Here is a 16,906-nt window from a genome sequence, read left to right on the forward strand (position 1 = left end):
AACTCGCCGGCACTGAGCCGGCGTACCAACGAGGAGATCGGTTCGTGACGATCCGCGTAGGCATCAACGGCTTTGGCCGCATCGGTCGTAACTACTTCCGCGCGCTGCTGGAGCAGGGTGCTGACATCGAGATCGTGGCTGTCAACGACCTGGGTGACACCGCGACCACCGCTCACCTTCTGAAGTACGACACCATCCTGGGCCGACTCAAGGCCGAGGTGTCGCACACCGCCGACACGATCACCGTCGACGGACACACCATCAAGGTGCTGTCCGAGCGCAACCCCTCAGACATCCCGTGGGGCGAGCTGGGCGTCGACATCGTCATCGAGTCGACCGGCATCTTCACGAAGAAGGCCGACGCCGAGAAGCACATCGCCGGCGGCGCCAAGAAGGTCCTCATCTCGGCTCCGGCCAAGGACGAGGACATCACCATCGTGATGGGCGTCAACCAGGACAAGTACGACGCGGCCCAGCACCACGTCATCTCGAACGCCTCCTGCACCACCAACTGTGTGGCGCCGATGGCCAAGGTTCTCGACGAGAACTTCGGCATCGTCAAGGGCCTGATGACGACGGTCCACGCGTACACCAACGACCAGCGCATCCTGGACTTCCCGCACTCGGACCTGCGCCGCGCGCGTGCCGCCGCGGAGAACATCATCCCGACCACGACCGGTGCCGCCAAGGCCACCGCCCTGGTCCTCCCGCAGCTCAAGGGCAAGCTGGACGGCATCGCGATGCGCGTCCCGGTCCCGACCGGCTCGGCCACCGACCTGGTCGTCACGCTGCAGCGCGAGGTCACCAAGGACGAGGTCAACGCCGCGTTCAAGAAGGCCTCGGAGGACGGCGACCTCAAGGGGTACCTGTCCTACACCGAGGACCCGATCGTCTCCTCGGACATCGTCGGTGACCAGGCCTCCTGCACCTTCGACTCCCTCCTGACCATGGTCCAGGAGGGCAACACGGTGAAGATCCTCGGCTGGTACGACAACGAGTGGGGCTACTCCAACCGCCTCGTCGACCTCACGGTCTTCGTCGGCGGCCAGCTCTAGTTCCCAGAGCAGGCAACTCGATGTGAGCCAGGGCTCGGGCAGCGCACGCCGCGCTGTCCGAGCCCTGCGCTGCGTAGTGATCGATCAGCCTCTCTCGGATCCGAAGAGCCTGAAGAGCCTTCCCTAGGAGCCCCTTTCATGAAGACGATCGACGAACTTCTCGCCGAAGGCGTGGACGGCAAGCGGGTCTTCGTCCGCGCCGACCTCAATGTCCCGCTGGCCGACGGCCTCATCACCGACGACGGCCGCATCCGCGCCGTCCTGCCCACGATCAAGGCCCTCGTCGAGGCGGGCGCCAAGGTGATCGTGGCCTCGCACCTGGGCCGCCCCAAGGGCGCCCCGGACCCGGCCTTCTCCCTGCTCCAGCCCGCCGAGCGGCTCGCCGAACTCCTCGGCGCGCCCGTCGCGTTCGCCCAGGACACCGTCGGCCCCGCCGCCCACGACGCGGTGCGCGGCCTCGAACCCGGCCAGGTCGCGGTCATCGAGAACCTGCGCTTCACCGCGGGCGAGACGTCCAAGGACGACGTCGAGCGCGGCGAGTTCGCCGACCAGCTCGCCGCCCTGGCCGACATCTACGTAGGCGACGGTTTCGGCGCCGTGCACCGCAAGCACGCCTCCGTGTACGACCTCCCGGCCCGTCTGCCGCACTACGCCGGCTACCTCATCGCCACCGAGGTCGGCGTCCTGAAGAAGCTCACCGAGGACGTCAAGCGGCCCTACGTCGTCGCCCTCGGCGGCTCCAAGGTCTCCGACAAGCTCGCCGTCATCGACCAGCTCCTCGGCAAGGCCGACCGGCTGCTCATCGGCGGCGGCATGGCCTTCACCTTCCTCAAGGCCCAGGGCTACGAGATCGGCGCCTCCCTGGTCCAGGACGACCAGCTGCCCGCCGTCACCGAGTACGTCGAGCGCGCCGAGAAGAACGGCGTCGAACTGGTCGTACCCGTCGACGTCGTGGCCGCGACCGCCTTCCCGGACCTGAAGACGAAGGCCCCGTCCCACCCCGTCACCGTCGCCGCGGACGCCATCCCGGCCGACCACATGGGTCTCGACATCGGTCCCGAGACCGGTGCCCTGTACGCCTCGAAGCTCGCCGACGCGGCCACCATCTTCTGGAACGGCCCGATGGGCGTCTTCGAGCACCCCGACTACGCCGAGGGCACCAAGGCGGTCGCCCAGGCCCTCGTCGACTCCCAGGCCTTCACCGTCGTCGGCGGTGGCGACTCCGCCGCCGCCGTCCGCATCCTGGGCTTCGACGAGACGGCATTCGGCCACATCTCGACCGGCGGCGGCGCCTCCCTCGAATACCTCGAGGGCAAGACGCTCCCCGGCCTCGCCGCACTGGAGGACTGACCTACATGAGCACGCGCACGCCGCTGATGGCGGGCAACTGGAAGATGAACCTCAACCACCTCGAGGCCATCGCCCACGTCCAGAAGCTCGCCTTCGCCCTCGCGGACAAGGACTACGAGGCCGTCGAGGTCGCCGTCCTGCCGCCCTTCACCGACCTGCGCTCCGTGCAGACCCTGGTCGACGGCGACAAGCTCAAGATCAAGTACGGCGCCCAGGACATCTCGGCGCACGACTCCGGCGCCTACACCGGCGAGATCTCCGGAGCGATGCTGGCCAAACTGAAGTGCACCTACGTGGCCGTCGGCCACTCCGAGCGCCGCCAGTACCACGCCGAGACCGACGAGATCGTCAACTCCAAGGTCAAGGCCGCCTACAAGCACGGCCTCACCCCGATCCTGTGCGTCGGCGAGGAACTGGAGATCCGCGAGGCGGGCAACCACGTTGCCCACACGCTCTCCCAGGTCGAGGGCGGCCTCAAGGACGTCCCGGCCGAGCAGGCCGAGACCGTCGTCATCGCCTACGAGCCCGTCTGGGCCATCGGCACCGGCAAGGTCTGTGGCGCCGACGACGCCCAGGAGGTCTGCCAGGCCATCCGCGGCAAGCTCGCCGAGCTGTACACCCAGGAGCTGGCCGATCAGGTCCGCATCCAGTACGGCGGCTCCGTCAAGTCCGGCAACGTCGCCGAGATCATGGCCAAGCCCGACGTCGACGGCGCCCTGGTCGGCGGTGCCTCACTGGACGCCGACGAGTTCGTCAAGATCGTGCGCTTCCGCGACCAGTGAGACCGTGAGTAGGCCTTAGCGACGATCCGTCGTACCCTTGCGGGGACATGGCTCCACGGCCATGTCCCCGTCGTCCGTCCGAATCCGAGGAAGTTGGTCCAGCCGTGGTTTTGGGGTTCTCGATCGCCCTGATCGTCTTCAGCCTGCTGCTGATGCTGCTGGTGCTGATGCACAAGGGGAAGGGTGGCGGTCTCTCCGACATGTTCGGTGGCGGCATGTCGTCGTCCGTCGGTGGTTCCTCGGTCGCCGAGCGCAACCTCGACCGAATCACCGTGGGGCTCGGTCTGCTCTGGTTCACCTGCATCGTCGTGCTCGGCCTGCTGATGAAGACGAACTGACCGCACGTTCCATACGCACATTCTGTACGTAAGGCCCCATGTTCGGTACGCGCAGCTGAGCGCGGCCTATCATGGGGCTTGCGTCTAGGTGTAGGGGCTGTAACTCCAACCACTGGACGCGCGTTGGGCCTTACGTAGACTGAGGCGCTCGCAACGGAGCGAAAACGCCGACTCGCTTCGCGGCACCATCACGCAGGGAGTTACGACCGTGGCAAGTGGCAACGCGATCCGTGGAAGCCGGGTCGGGGCGGGGCCGATGGGCGAGGCCGAGCGTGGCGAGTCCGCGCCCCGGCTGCGCATCTCCTTCTGGTGCTCCAACGGGCACGAGACGCAGCCCAGCTTCGCCAGCGACGCGCAGGTCCCCGACACCTGGGACTGCCCCCGCTGCGGCTTTCCCGCCGGACAGGACCGGGACAACCCGCCGGACCCGCCGCGCACCGAGCCCTACAAGACGCACCTCGCGTATGTACGGGAGCGGCGCAGCGACGCGGACGGCGAGGCGATCCTCGCCGAGGCACTCGCCAAACTGCGGGGAGAAATCTAGGAGTTGAACCGGCCGGACGCCCACAAGGTGTCTGGCCGGAGCTGTTTCACACCCCGGCGGCCGGCCGCCTCCGGACCGATTGTCAGTGGCACCCTCTACGGTTTGTGCATCGGCGAATCATGAGGGGGAGCCGTGGCGACAGTCGAGGTGACGGGCAGTCATGTGCCCGCGTGGCGCGGGGGATTCGGGCGGCTGTGGACCGCCGCCGTGATCTCCCGGTTCGGGGACGCGCTGCGGGGTGCCGCCCTGCCCCTGCTCGCTGTCTCGCTCACCGACCGGCCCCTGCTCATCGCCTCCGTGACCGCCTGCGGCTATCTGCCCTGGATCGTCTTCGGACTGCTCGGCGGCGCGGTCGCCGACCGGGTGGACCAGCGGCGCGCGATGTGGACGGTGGACGCGGTCCGCGCCCTTCTCGTCGCCGCCTTCGCCGCGGCCGTCGCCCTCGGCCACGCCTCGATCCTCCTGCTCATCACGCTGGCCTTCGCGCTGACCACGCTCCAGACCCTCTTCGACAACGCCTCCACGGCCCTGCTGCCGGCCCTCGTCGACCGCGCGGCGCTCAGCAGCGCCAACGCCCGGCTGATGACCGGCCAGCAGATCGCGGGCGGCTTGATCGGGGCACCCGTGGTGCCCCTGCTGATCGCCGCGGGGGCGGCGGTTCCCTTCGTGGCCGACGCGGGGACCTTCCTCCTCGCCGCCGCGCTGGTCGCCTCCCTGCGGACCGGGGCACCCGAGCGGGCGCCGAGACCGGCGGGCGGCACACTGCGCGCGGAGATCGCCGACGGGCTGCGCACCCTGTGGCGCGACCGGCCCCTGCGCGGGCTGTGCGCCGCGACGGCCCTGTGCAACGTCGGCATGGGCGCTCTGATCGCCACCCTGGTCCTCCTGGTGACCGGCCGGCTGGACGCGGGCACCGCCGGATACGCGGCGGCGACCACCGCGTACACCGTCGGCGGCCTGGCCGGGGGAGTCCTGAACCGGCGGATCACGGCCCGGCTCGGCCCGCTGCGGAGCGTGCTGCTCGCGGGCCTCGTGCAGATCGCCGCCCTCGTCGTGATGGGCAGCGTGCGGAGCCTGACCGCCGTGGTGGCGGCCCTCGCGGTCTTCGGCTTCATGGGGATGCTGTGGAACGTCAACACGACCACGCTGATGCAGCAGCGCGCCCCCGCCGACATGCTGGGCCGGGTCAGCTCCGCCTTCCGTACCCTGGCCGTCGCAGGAGCCCCGCTGGGCGCCCTCCTCGGCGGCCTCACCGCGACGGCCTGGGGCCTGAACACACCAGCCCTGCTCACCGCAGCCTTCTTCGTCCTGTCGGTCATCGCACTGATACCTGGGGTCAACCCGGACGTACCTGTTGTTGCCCCGCAGGACAACGGGACGACCGCTCGCGCCACGATCAATTAGGTTGGAACCGGCCCCCAGGTCGGTAGGAAAGAAGGCTGAAGTCGCAATGAACGCAGACGGCCGTACCAGGCTCAACCAGACGCCCGAGTGGACCGCCTTGGCCAAGCACCGTGAGGAGCTCGGCGAGGTCCGGTTGCGGGAGCTGTTCGCCGCCGATCCCGGACGCGGCACCGGCTACACGCTCCGGGTCGGTGACCTGCACCTCGACTACTCGAAGCACCTCGTCACCGACGAGACCCTGCGGCTGCTGCACGCGCTGGCCGCCGCCACGGACGTGTTCGGGCTGCGGGACGCGATGTTCCGCGGCGAGAAGATCAATGTGACCGAGGACCGCGCGGTTCTGCACACCGCGCTGCGCGCCCCGCGTGACGCCGTCATCGAGGTCGACGGCGAGAACGTGGTGCCCGCCGTGCACGCGGTCCTCGACAAGATGGCCGGCTTCGCCGAGCGTGTCCGCTCCGGCGAGTGGACCGGCCACACCGGCAAGCGCATCAAGAACATCGTCAACATCGGCATCGGCGGCTCCGACCTCGGCCCGGCGATGGCGTACGAGGTGCTGCGCAGCTTCACGGACCGCGATCTGACGGTCCGCTTCGTGTCGAACGTGGACGGCGCCGACCTGCACGAGGCGACACGCGACCTCGACCTGGCGGAGACGCTGTTCATCGTCGCGTCGAAGACGTTCACCACCATCGAGACGATCACCAACGCGACCTCGGCCCGCGACTGGCTGCTCACCGAGCTGAAGGCCGGTCAGGACGCCGTCGCGAAGCACTTCGTGGCGCTGTCGACGAACGCCGGGAAGGTGTCGGACTTCGGCATCGACACGGACAACATGTTCGAGTTCTGGGACTGGGTCGGCGGCCGCTACTCGTACGACTCGGCCATCGGGCTGTCGCTGATGATCGCCGTCGGGCCGGACCGCTTCCGGGAGATGCTCGACGGTTTCCACCTCGTCGACGAGCACTTCCGCACCGCGCCCGCCGAGTCCAACGTGCCTTTGCTGCTCGGCCTGTTGGGCGTCTGGTACGGCAACTTCCACGACGCCCAGTCGCACGCGGTGCTGCCGTACAGCCACTACCTCTCCAAGTTCACCGCGTATCTGCAGCAGTTGGACATGGAGTCCAACGGTAAGTACGTGGGCCGGGACGGCCAGGAGGTCGACTGGCAGACCGGGCCGGTGGTGTGGGGCACGCCCGGCACGAACGGGCAACACGCCTACTACCAACTCATCCACCAGGGCACGAAGTTGATCCCGGCGGACTTCATCGGCTTCGCCGAGCCGGTGGCCGAGCTGAGTGACGGGCTGAAGGCGCAGCACGACCTGCTGATGGCCAACTTCTTCGCCCAGACACAGGCGTTGGCGTTCGGCAAGACGCCCGACGAGGTGCGCGCCGAGGGAGTCCCCGAAGAACTCGTGCCGCACAAGACCTTCAAGGGCAACCACCCCACGACCACGATCCTGGCCCGCGAGCTGACCCCCTCCGTGCTCGGCCAGCTCATCGCGCTCTACGAGCACAAGGTGTTCGTGCAGGGCGCGGTCTGGAACATCGACTCCTTCGACCAGTGGGGCGTCGAGCTGGGCAAGGTCCTCGCCAAGCGCGTCGAACCCGCCCTCACCGAAGGCGCCGACGTACCGGGCCTGGACGCGTCGACGACGGCCCTGGTCGCCAAGTACCGCGAGCTGCGCGGGCGTTGAGACAGCGAAGAGCCCGTACGGCAGACGTCGTACGGGCTCTTCGGCAGGTTGCCGGGGTCAGGCCGAAGCCGGCGGATACAGTGCGCGCGGCAGCTGTGAGGCCGCCGCCGCGTCCAGCAGCCACAGGGTGCGGGAGCGGCCCTGGGCGCCGGCGGCCGGTGCCTGGATCTCGCCCGCGCCCGACAGGGCGATCGCCGCGGCCTCCGCCTTGTCCGCGCCCGCCGCGAGCAGCCACACCTCACGCGCGGAGCGGATCGCCGGCAGGGTCAGGGTGACCCGGGTCGGCGGCGGCTTGGGCGCGCCGTGCACGCCGACCACCGTGCGCTCGGTCTCCCGTACGGCGGGCAACTCCGGGAAGAGCGACGCCACATGGGTGTCCGGGCCGACGCCCAGCATCAGGACGTCGAAGGTCGGGACGGAGCCGTGGTTCTCGGGACCGGCGGACCGGGCGAGTTCCTCGGCGTAACCGGCCGCCGCGGCGTCCACGTCGGCGCCGTAGAGACCGTCCGACGCGGGCATGGCGTGCACGCGCTTCGGGTCCAGCGGCACCGCGTCGAGCAGCGCCTCGCGGGCCTGGGTGACATTGCGCTCCGGGTCGCCCTCGGGCAGGAACCGCTCGTCGCCCCACCACAGGTCCAGCCGGGCCCAGTCGATGGCGTCCCGGGCGGGCTGTCCCGCCAGAGCCGCCAGCAGACCGTTGCCGTTGCGACCGCCGGTGAGCACGATCGAGGCGTAGCCGCGCGAGGCCTGCGCGTCCACGATCTTCGTGATCAGCCGGGCCGCGGCGGCCTGGGCCATCAGTTCCTTGTCGCGGTGGACGACGAGTTGGGGAGTGCTCACTGCGGATCAGCCTTCTTCACCGGGGGCATCTTCGCCGGGGTGGGCCGGTCGGCATCGCCGTGATCGGCCGAAGCCGAGGCCGAAGCGGACGCCGAAGCCGAACCCGATGCGGAAGCAGACGCCGAAGCCGACGCGGGCGCCGCCTCCGGTACCGCGCGGACCGGCAGCGCCGGCACGGGCTGGTCGGCAGCCGCCTCGGCCCGCTCCGCCGCCGACTGGATCCCGCCCAGCCGGTCCACGCCGAACCGCAGCGCGGACGCGTACGTGTCGTCCGGGTCGAGCCGGCGCAGCTCCTCCGCGAGCAGCTCGGACGTCTCGCGCCGCTTGAGCGCCACCGCGCGGTCCGGCTGGCCGGGCAGCGCCAGGGTGGCCATCGCCCCGTCCGACCGGTGCAGCGTGATCGGACCGCCGGTCGTCTCCAGGCGCACCTGGGTCAGACCGGGACCGGCCGAGATCGCCCGCCGGACATGCACATGGAGCCGGTCGGCGAGCCACATCGCGAGCAGTTCGACGCTCGGGTTGGACTCCTCGCCCGCCACCTCGACGGAGACGATCTCCGAGGAGACCTGGTCGAGCGCGGCGGCCAGCATCGAACGCCACGGGGTGATCCGGGCCCAGGCCAGGTCGGTGTCGCCCGGTTCGTAGCTCTCGGCGCGGGACCGCAACTCGTCGACGGGCTTCTCCGCCGCATAGCTGTCGGTGACCCGGCGCTGGCTCAGGGCGCCCAGCGGGTCGTTCGCCGGGTCGCGCGGCGCGTCCACCGACCACCAGACGACGACTGGCGCGTCCGGCAGCAGCAGCGGCAGCACCACGGACTGGGCGTGGTCGGAGACCTCGCCGTACAGCCGCAGGACGACCGTCTCGCCGCTGCCCGCGTCCGTGCCCACCCGGACCTCGGCGTCGAGGCGGGACTGGGTGCGGTCCCGGGGGGAGCGCGAGACGCGCTTGATGACGACGAGCGTGCGCGAGGGGTGCTCGCGCGACGCGTCGTTGGCGGCCTTCAGGGCGTCGTAGGCGTTCTCCTCGTCCGTGACGACGACGAGGGTGAGCACCATGCCGACGGCCGGGGTACCGATGGCGCGGCGGGCTTTCACCAGCCCCTTGTTGATCTTGCTGGCAGTGGTGTCGGTGAGGTCTATCTTCATGGCCGGCGCCAGCTCCGTCCCTCTCGTGCGAGCATTTCGTCCGCCTCGACCGGACCCCAGGTGCCGGACTGGTACTGCGCGGGCTTGCCGTGCTTGTCCCAGTACCGCTCGATCGGGTCGAGGATCTTCCAGGACAGCTCGACCTCCTCGGTGCGCGGGAAGAGGTTCGAGTCGCCCAGGAGGACGTCGAGGATCAGCCGCTCGTACGCCTCGGGGCTCGACTCCGTGAACGACTCGCCGTAGGCGAAGTCCATGGAGACGTCCCGGATCTCCATCGAGGTGCCGGGCACCTTGGAGCCGAAGCGGACCGTGACGCCCTCGTCGGGCTGGACGCGGAAGACGATGGCGTTCTGGCCCAGCTCCTCCGTCGCCGTCTGGTCGAAGGGGGAGTGCGGGGCGCGCTGGAAGACGACCGCGATCTCGGTGACGCGCCGGCCAAGACGCTTGCCGGTGCGCAGGTAGAAGGGGACGCCCGCCCAGCGGCGGTTGTCGACCTCGACCTTGATGGCGGCGTAGGTGTCGGTCTTCGACTGCGGGTCGATGCCGTCTTCCTGGAGGTAGCCGACGGCCTTCTCGCCGCCCTGCCAGCCCTCGGCGTACTGCCCGCGGACCGTGTTCTTGCCCAGGTCCTTCGGTAGCCGTACCGCGCCGAGCACCTTCTCCTTCTCGGCGGCCAGCGCGTCGGCGGAGAAGGAGGAAGGCTCCTCCATCGCGGTCAGCGCCATCAGCTGGAGCAGGTGGTTCTGGATGACGTCACGGGCGGCGCCGATGCCGTCGTAGTAGCCGGCCCGGCCGCCGATGCCGATGTCCTCGGCCATGGTGATCTGCACGTGGTCCACGAAGGACCGGTTCCAGATCGGCTCGAACATCGTGTTGGCGAAGCGGAGCGCCAGGATGTTCTGGACGGTCTCCTTGCCGAGGTAGTGGTCGATGCGGAAGACCTGGTCCGCGGCGAAGACCTCGTGCACGACCTTGTTGAGGTCCTCGGCCGACTTGAGGTCGTGACCGAAGGGCTTCTCGATGACCGCGCGGCGCCAGGAACCCTTGTCCTGGTCGGCCAGCCCGTGCTTCTTCAACTGCTGGATGACGACCGGGAAGGAGCGCGGCGGCACCGACAGATAGAAGGCGAAGTTGCCGCCTGTGCCCTGCGCCTTGTCCAGTTCGTCGATCGTGTCGCGCAGCCGCTCGAACGCGTCGTCGTCGTCGAAGGTGCCCTGGACGAAGCGCATCCCCTGGACGAGCTGCTGCCAGACCTCCTCACGGAACGGCGTACGGGCGTGCTCCTTGACCGCGTCGTGGACCTCCTGCGCGAAGTCCTCGTGGGCCCACTCGCGCCGGGCGAAGCCGACGAGCGAGAAACCCGGCGGCAGCAGGCCCCGGTTCGCGAGGTCGTACACGGCGGGCATCAGCTTTTTGCGTGACAAATCGCCTGTGACGCCGAAGATGACCAGGCCCGACGGCCCCGCGATGCGCGGGAGCCGTCGGTCGGCGGGGTCACGCAGCGGGTTGCTGCTCGACAAGGTTTCAGCCCTCCGAGGGGGCGAGGCGCGAGAGCTCCGCCTCGGTCGACTTGAGCAGGTCGGTCCAGGACGCCTCGAACTTGTCGACGCCCTCGTCCTCCAGCAGCTGCACCACCTCGTCGTACGAGATGCCGAGCGCTTCCACGGCGGCGATCTCGGCGCGGGACTGCTCGTACGTACCGGAGATGGTGTTGCCGGTGATCTGGCCGTGGTCGTCGGTGGCCTCGAGGGTGGCCTCCGGCATGGTGTTCACCGTGTTCGGCGCCACCAGGTCGTCCACGTACAGGGTGTCCTTGTACGCCTTGTCCTTGACGCCGGTCGAGGCCCACAGCGGACGCTGCTTGTTGGCCTGCGCCTTGTCGAGGGCGGCCCAGCGGTCCGAGGAGAAGACCTCCTCGTACGCCTCGTAGGCGAGCCGTGCGTTGGCGAGACCGGCCTTGCCGCGGGCGGCCTTGGCCTCGTCGGTGCCCAGCGCGTCGATCCGCTTGTCGATCTCGGTGTCCACCCGGGACACGAAGAAGGACGCCACCGAGTGGATCTTCGAGAGGTCCAGGCCACGCTCCTTGGCCTTCTCCAGGCCGGAGATGAACGCGTCCATGACCTCGCGGTAGCGCGCCAGCGAGAAGATCAGCGTGACGTTGACGCTGATGCCGAGGCCGATGACCTCGGTGATCGCCGGGAGACCCGCCCTGGTGGCCGGGATCTTGATGAGGGTGTTGGGACGGTCCACCAGCCAGGCCAGCTGCTTGGCCTCGGCGATGGTTGCCGCCGTGTTGTGCGCAAGGCGCGGGTCGACCTCGATGGAGACCCGGCCGTCCTGGCCGCCGCTCGAGTCGTAGACCGGACGCAGGATGTCGGCGGCGTCGCGGACGTCCGCCGTCGTGATCATGCGGACGGCTTCCTCGACGGTGACCTTGCGGGCGGCGAGGTCGGCGAGCTGCTGCTCGTAACCGTCGCCCGCCGAGATGGCCTTCTGGAAGATCGACGGGTTGGTGGTGACGCCCACGACGTGCTGCTGGTCGATCAGTTCGGCGAGGTTGCCGGACGTGATCCGCTTGCGCGACAGGTCGTCCAGCCAGATCGCGACGCCTTCCTCGGAGAGGCGCTTGAGTGCGTCTGTCATGGAAAATGCATCTCCTACGTGTCGTTTGTCAGCGTCAGCTCTGGGCGGCGGCGATGGATTCCCTGGCCTTGGCGGCCACATTCTCGGCAGTGAAGCCGAACTCCTGGAAGAGCACCTTGCCGTCGGCGGAAGCCCCGAAGTGCTCCAGGGAAACGATGCGACCGGCGTCCCCGACGAACCGGTACCAGGTGAGACCGATCCCGGCCTCGACCGCGACCCGCGCCCTGACCGACGGCGGCAGCACGCTGTCCCGGTACTCCTTGTCCTGCGCGTCGAACCACTCCACGCACGGCATGGACACGACCCGCGTCGGTACTCCGTCGGCTTCGAGCTGCTCGCGGGCCTCCACGGCCAGGTGCACCTCGGAACCGGTACCGATGAGGATGACCTCGGGCGTACCCGTGGACGCCTCGAACAGGACGTAACCGCCCTTGGCGGTGTCCTCGTTGGCCTCGTACGTCGGCACACCCTGGCGCGTCAGCGCGAAGCCGTGCGGGGCGCCCTCGCCGTAGACCTTGGTGTAGCGGCGCAGGACCTCGCGCCACGCGATCGCGGTCTCGTTGGCGTCGGCCGGGCGGATCACGTTCAGGCCCGGGATGGCGCGCAGCGAGGCCAGGTGCTCGACCGGCTGGTGCGTGGGGCCGTCCTCGCCGAGACCGATCGAGTCGTGCGTCCACACATACGTCACCGGTACGTGCATCAGCGCGGAGAGACGGACCGCGTTGCGCATGTAGTCGGAGAAGACGAGGAACGTACCGCCGTAGACACGGGTGTTGCCGTGCAGGGTGATGCCGTTCAGCTCCGCGGCCATCGAGTGCTCGCGGATGCCGAAGTGGATCGTGCGGCCGTAGGGGTTCGCCTCCGGCAGCGGGTTGTCCGCCGGGAGGAACGACGAGGTCTTGTCGATCGTCGTGTTGTTCGAGCCCGCGAGGTCGGCCGAGCCGCCCCACAGCTCCGGGATGACCGCGCCGAGCGCCTGGAGCACCTTGCCGGACGCGGCACGGGTGGCGACACCCTTGCCCGCCTCGAACACCGGGAGCTTGTCCTCCCAGCCGACCGGCAGTTCGCCCGCGGAGATGCGGTCGTACTCGGCGGCGCGCTCCGGGTTGCTGGCCCGCCACTCCTGGTACGACGGCTCCCACGCGGCCTTCGCATCGCGGCCCCGCTCCAGCGCCTGGCGGGTGTGCTTGAGGACGTCGTCGGAGACGTCGAAGGACTTCTCCGGGTCGAAGCCGAGAACGCGCTTGGTGGCCGCGACCTCGTCGGCGCCGAGCGCCGAGCCGTGCGCGGCCTCGGTGTTCTGCGCGTTCGGCGCGGGCCAGGCGATGATCGAGCGCATCGCGATGAACGACGGCTTGTTCGTCACCTTCTTCGCGGCCTCGATGGCGTTGTAGATGGCGTGCGGGTCAAGGTCGCCGTCCGGCTTCGGGGCGACGCGCTGGACGTGCCAGCCGTAGGCCTCGTAGCGCTTGACGGTGTCCTCGGAGACCGCTGTCTCGGTGTCGCCCTCAATGGAGATGTGGTTGTCGTCCCACAGGAGGATCAGGTTGCCGAGCTCCTGGTGGCCGGCGAGCGAGGACGCCTCCCCGGAGATGCCCTCCTGGAGACAGCCGTCACCGGCGATGGCGAAGATGTAGTGGTCGAACGGAGACTCGCCCTGCGGGGCGTCCGGGTCGAACAGACCGCGCTCGTAGCGGGCGGCCATGGCCATGCCCACGGCGTTGGCGACACCCTGGCCCAGCGGGCCGGTGGTGGTCTCCACTCCGGTGGTGTGGCCGTACTCGGGGTGACCCGGAGTCTTGGAGCCCCAGGTGCGGAACGCTTCCAGGTCGGCCAGCTCCAGGCCGAAACCGGCCAGATAGAGCTGCGTGTAGAGGGTCAGGGACGAGTGGCCGGCGGACAGCACGAACCGGTCGCGCCCCACCCAGTCGGCGTCGGCGGGGTCGTGCCGCATCACCTTCTGGAAGAGGGTGTAGGCGGCGGGCGCGAGGCTCATGGCCGTACCGGGATGGCCGTTACCGACCTTCTGTACGGCATCGGCGGCCAGGACGCGGGCGGTGTCCACGGCCCGCTGGTCCAACTCGGTCCACTCGAGGTCTGTGGTGGTCGGCTTGGTGCTCACCCTGAGTCAGGGCTCCTCTCCACATGTCACGCATGTCGGATGCCGGTGCACTTGGCGCCCACCGGCCGTTGTCGAGCCTACCCCCGTAAGAACGTGCATTTTTTCGAGTCATTCCAGACTGCCGGGACTCTCGCGGATCCGCCTCCCGACTGGCCTGTTTCGTATTCGGCAACTGAATACGGAGGTGCTCGTTCGAGTGCTCAACAGAGTGCTGATCAGCTCTTCCGGGGGCGGTGCCCAACACGACCCCACCCCCGCGAATGTCCGGGTCTGGGCAACGTCTACAGTGGCGTGGTACGCGCGAGCCTTTACGGGGAGTTCACACCCGGAGGCTTGCTGGGATGTCTCTGTCAGGGGTGTGCGTGACGGCCGTTGAATCCCGTCCAGCGGGGATTGTCGGGGCGAGTCAGAGCCCGAGCCGGCGGCCGATCGGGGCCCGGGTCATGGCGTTCGTGGCGCTGACCAAGCCGCGGATCATCGAGCTGTTGCTGATCACCACCGTTCCGGTGATGTTCCTGGCCCAGCAGGGTGTGCCCGACCTCAAGCTGGTCCTCCTCACCTGCCTCGGCGGCTATCTCTCCGCCGGGGGCGCGAACGCGCTCAACATGTACATCGACCGCGACATCGACGCGCTCATGGACCGCACCTCGCAGCGCCCCCTCGTCACCGGGATGGTCAGCCCCCGCGAGTGCCTCGCCTTCGGCATCACCCTCGCCGTCGTCTCGACACTCCTCTTCGGTCTGACCGTCAACTGGCTGTCCGCGTGGCTCGCGCTCGGAGCGCTCCTCTTCTACGTCGTCGTCTACACGATGATCCTCAAACGACGTACCTCGCAGAACATCGTGTGGGGCGGAATCGCCGGCTGCCTGCCCGTCCTCATCGGCTGGTCGGCGGTAAAGGACTCCATGTCCTGGGCCCCGATCATTCTTTTCCTCGTCATGTTCTTCTGGACGCCGCCGCACTACTGGCCGCTCTCCATGAAGGTCAGGGACGACTACGCGCGCGTGGGCGTGCCGATGCTCCCGGTCGTGGCCTCCAACAAGGTGGTCGCCCGGCAGATCGTGATCTACAGCTGGGTCATGGTCGCCGTCTCCCTCCTCCTCACGCCCCTCGGCTACACCGGCTGGTTCTACACCCTGGTCGCGCTGCTGGCCGGCGGCTTCTGGCTGTGGGAGGCACACGGCCTGCAGAACCGGGCCAAGTCCGAGGTGACGGGCGGCAAGCTCAAGGAGATGCGCCTGTTCCACTGGTCGATCACCTATGTGTCGATCCTCTTCGTGGCGATCGCGGTGGACCCCTTCCTGCGATAGGCCTGAGGCAGGAGTCACTCCCCCCGCCCGTCGCCGTTCGATCTACCCGTCGGTAGCATCCTGGCCATGGCAGACACGCAGCAGGTTGACGCGAAGGCCGAGCGCCAGGTGGCCCGCCTCGCCAAGCAGATCGGCACCTTCTCCAAGGCGCACGGCGGGGCCGAGGGCCAGGTCGCGTACATAGGGGAACGCGGCGCCCGCATCGTCCTCGTGGGCGAGGACGGCGGCTGGGGCGACCTGGTGGCCACGACCTACGAGATCGCCCAGCGGGCCGTCGAGAAGTCCGGCATCACCGTCCACGAGGCCTTCGACGGCGAGTTCGCGGCGAAGGTGACGACGGGGCGGTACGAGTGGAAGCGGATGGCGGGAATCCAGGTCGGAGGGTAGCGCCCCAAAGGGGCGCGAGGAACTGCGCGACCAGCCCCCACGGACCGTCGATCGCTGACGAACCCGCACCCCCTCCCCATGGCGCCCCCTCACACGGGGTGCGTACGAGCAACACCTCACCCCCGGTTCACCCGTTAGGCCCCGTACAAGCGACGCAGTCACTGTCACGGGGAGCCCGGATGATCGAAACGCCGTCCCTCGTGGACCAGTACTGCCACGGCGTACTGAGAACGGAGCTGGGCCTCGGCACCTTCGAGGCCCAACTCGCCCGCACCGAGGGCCCACCCGCCCCCGGCACCACCCTCTTCGACACCCAGACCGGATTCGCCGTACGACGATGGTGCCCGCCCCTCCTCGGTCTGGAGCCGCACTGCCCGCCCGCCCGCTATCTCGCCCGGCGCCGTGAACTCGGCGTACTGGAAGCGGGCCGCAGGCTGCTGCGCGGCAGTGGCGTCACGACGTATCTGATCGACACGGGCCTGCCCGGCGACCTCACCGGGCCCGCCGAGATGGCGACGGCCGGCCAGGCGGACGCGCGGGAGATCGTCCGCCTCGAACTCCTCGCGGAACAGGTCGCCGACACCTCCGGCACCGTCGAGTCCTTTCTCGCCAACCTCGCCGAGTCGGTGCACGGCGCCGCGGCCGGCGCGGTGGCCTTCACCTCCGTGGCGGGCGTACGGCACGGTCTCGCGCTCGCGCCCGAACCGCCCGGCCCTGGCGAGGTCCGGGGCGCGGCGAGCCGCTGGCTGGCAGGCCGCAGGGTCGGCGGCGCGCTCAGCGATCCCGTACTCCTACGACACCTGCTGTGGATCGCCGTAGCGTCCGGGCTGCCCCTCCAACTGCACGCAGGACTGGGCGAACCGGGCCTGCGGATCGACCGCACCGACCCCGTCCTGCTCACCGACTTCGTACGCGCGACGGCCGGGCTCGGCACGGACCTGGTGCTGCTGCACAGCTACCCCTACCACCGGCACGCGGCCCATCTCGCGGGCGTCTTCCCGCACGTCTACGCCGACTCGGGCGCCGCGCTCGTCCGCACCGGCGCCCGCGCCGCGACGGTGCTCGCCGAGATCCTGGAGCTGGCCCCCTTCGGCAAGATCCTGTTCTCCAGCGGGGCCCACGGGCTGCCCGAACTGCATGTCGTGGGCGCGCGGTTGTTCCGCGAGGCGCTCGGGCGGGTGCTCGGCAACTGGGTGGCCGAAGGGGCCTGGTCGCTGGCCGACGCGCAGCGGGTGGCGGGACTGATCGCGGTCGGCAACGCGAAGAGGGTGTACGGGCTGGAGTGAG

The 16,906-nt window shown here is 69.3% G+C and carries 15 protein-coding genes; 10 read left to right on the forward strand and 5 right to left on the reverse strand.

What is annotated here, in order from left to right; all coding sequences use genetic code 11:
• Positions 1–44 precede the first annotated feature (44 nt).
• The 7 genes from gap (at position 45) to pgi (ending at position 7,172) form a co-directional block, all read left to right on the forward strand.
• A complete protein-coding gene (gene gap / locus OH768_RS39365; RefSeq protein WP_406461024.1) occupies positions 45–1,055 on the forward strand; it encodes a type I glyceraldehyde-3-phosphate dehydrogenase in 1,011 nt (336 codons plus the stop codon).
• A gap of 138 nt (positions 1,056–1,193) precedes the next feature.
• Complete coding sequence (locus OH768_RS39370) at positions 1,194–2,405, forward strand: phosphoglycerate kinase (protein WP_406461026.1); 1,212 nt, start codon at positions 1,194–1,196, stop codon at positions 2,403–2,405.
• A gap of 5 nt (positions 2,406–2,410) precedes the next feature.
• Complete coding sequence (gene tpiA, locus OH768_RS39375) at positions 2,411–3,187, forward strand: triose-phosphate isomerase (RefSeq protein ID WP_406461027.1); 777 nt, start codon at positions 2,411–2,413, stop codon at positions 3,185–3,187.
• Positions 3,188–3,291: 104 nt separating this feature from the next.
• Entirely contained in the window at positions 3,292–3,525 is a 234-nt protein-coding gene (gene secG, locus OH768_RS39380; protein ID WP_328832163.1) for a preprotein translocase subunit SecG, read from the forward strand.
• A gap of 208 nt (positions 3,526–3,733) precedes the next feature.
• On the forward strand, positions 3,734–4,069 hold the full coding sequence (locus OH768_RS39385) for an RNA polymerase-binding protein RbpA (protein WP_003957010.1): 336 nt from the start codon (positions 3,734–3,736) through the stop codon (positions 4,067–4,069).
• A 132-nt stretch (positions 4,070–4,201) separates the two neighbouring features.
• Entirely contained in the window at positions 4,202–5,473 is a 1,272-nt protein-coding gene (locus tag OH768_RS39390) for an MFS transporter (RefSeq protein ID WP_406461029.1), read from the forward strand.
• Positions 5,474–5,519: 46 nt separating this feature from the next.
• Entirely contained in the window at positions 5,520–7,172 is a 1,653-nt protein-coding gene (pgi, locus tag OH768_RS39395) for a glucose-6-phosphate isomerase (protein ID WP_406461030.1), read from the forward strand.
• 57 nt (positions 7,173–7,229) lie between these two features.
• Here the strand turns inward: pgi and pgl are convergent, their stop codons facing one another.
• Genes pgl through tkt form a run of 5 tightly spaced genes read right to left on the reverse strand, consistent with a single transcriptional unit; the run spans position 7,230 to position 13,922 of the window.
• Positions 7,230–8,012 carry a 6-phosphogluconolactonase gene (gene pgl, locus OH768_RS39400; RefSeq protein ID WP_406461032.1) on the reverse strand — a complete coding sequence of 261 codons (783 nt, stop codon included), beginning with the start codon at positions 8,010–8,012 and terminating at the stop codon, positions 7,230–7,232.
• Positions 8,009–9,157, reverse strand: coding sequence for a glucose-6-phosphate dehydrogenase assembly protein OpcA (gene opcA, locus OH768_RS39405; protein WP_406461034.1), 1,149 nt, complete (start codon positions 9,155–9,157; stop codon positions 8,009–8,011). The genes pgl and opcA overlap by 4 nt, the downstream gene beginning before the upstream one ends.
• Complete coding sequence (zwf, locus tag OH768_RS39410) at positions 9,154–10,677, reverse strand: glucose-6-phosphate dehydrogenase (protein WP_406461036.1); 1,524 nt, start codon at positions 10,675–10,677, stop codon at positions 9,154–9,156. The genes opcA and zwf overlap by 4 nt, the downstream gene beginning before the upstream one ends.
• 4 nt (positions 10,678–10,681) lie before the next feature.
• Positions 10,682–11,800, reverse strand: coding sequence for a transaldolase (gene tal, locus OH768_RS39415; RefSeq protein ID WP_406461037.1), 1,119 nt, complete (start codon positions 11,798–11,800; stop codon positions 10,682–10,684).
• Between the two features lie 34 nt (positions 11,801–11,834).
• A complete protein-coding gene (tkt, locus tag OH768_RS39420; RefSeq protein WP_406461039.1) occupies positions 11,835–13,922 on the reverse strand; it encodes a transketolase in 2,088 nt (695 codons plus the stop codon).
• Positions 13,923–14,278: 356 nt separating this feature from the next.
• On the opposite strand from tkt, the gene OH768_RS39425 reads away from it, so the two are divergent.
• From OH768_RS39425 to OH768_RS39435, 3 genes are all read left to right on the forward strand, one after another.
• Entirely contained in the window at positions 14,279–15,232 is a 954-nt protein-coding gene (locus tag OH768_RS39425; RefSeq protein WP_406465637.1) for a heme o synthase, read from the forward strand.
• Positions 15,233–15,298: 66 nt separating this feature from the next.
• Positions 15,299–15,619, forward strand: a complete 321-nt coding sequence (locus OH768_RS39430; RefSeq protein ID WP_406461041.1) for a hypothetical protein — start codon at positions 15,299–15,301, stop codon at positions 15,617–15,619.
• 179 nt (positions 15,620–15,798) lie between these two features.
• Entirely contained in the window at positions 15,799–16,905 is a 1,107-nt protein-coding gene (locus tag OH768_RS39435) for an amidohydrolase family protein (RefSeq protein WP_406461043.1), read from the forward strand.
• Position 16,906: the final 1 nt, after the last annotated feature.

The organism is Streptomyces sp. NBC_01622 (genome assembly GCF_045209635.1).
Lineage (GTDB): Bacteria > Actinomycetota > Actinomycetes > Streptomycetales > Streptomycetaceae > Streptomyces.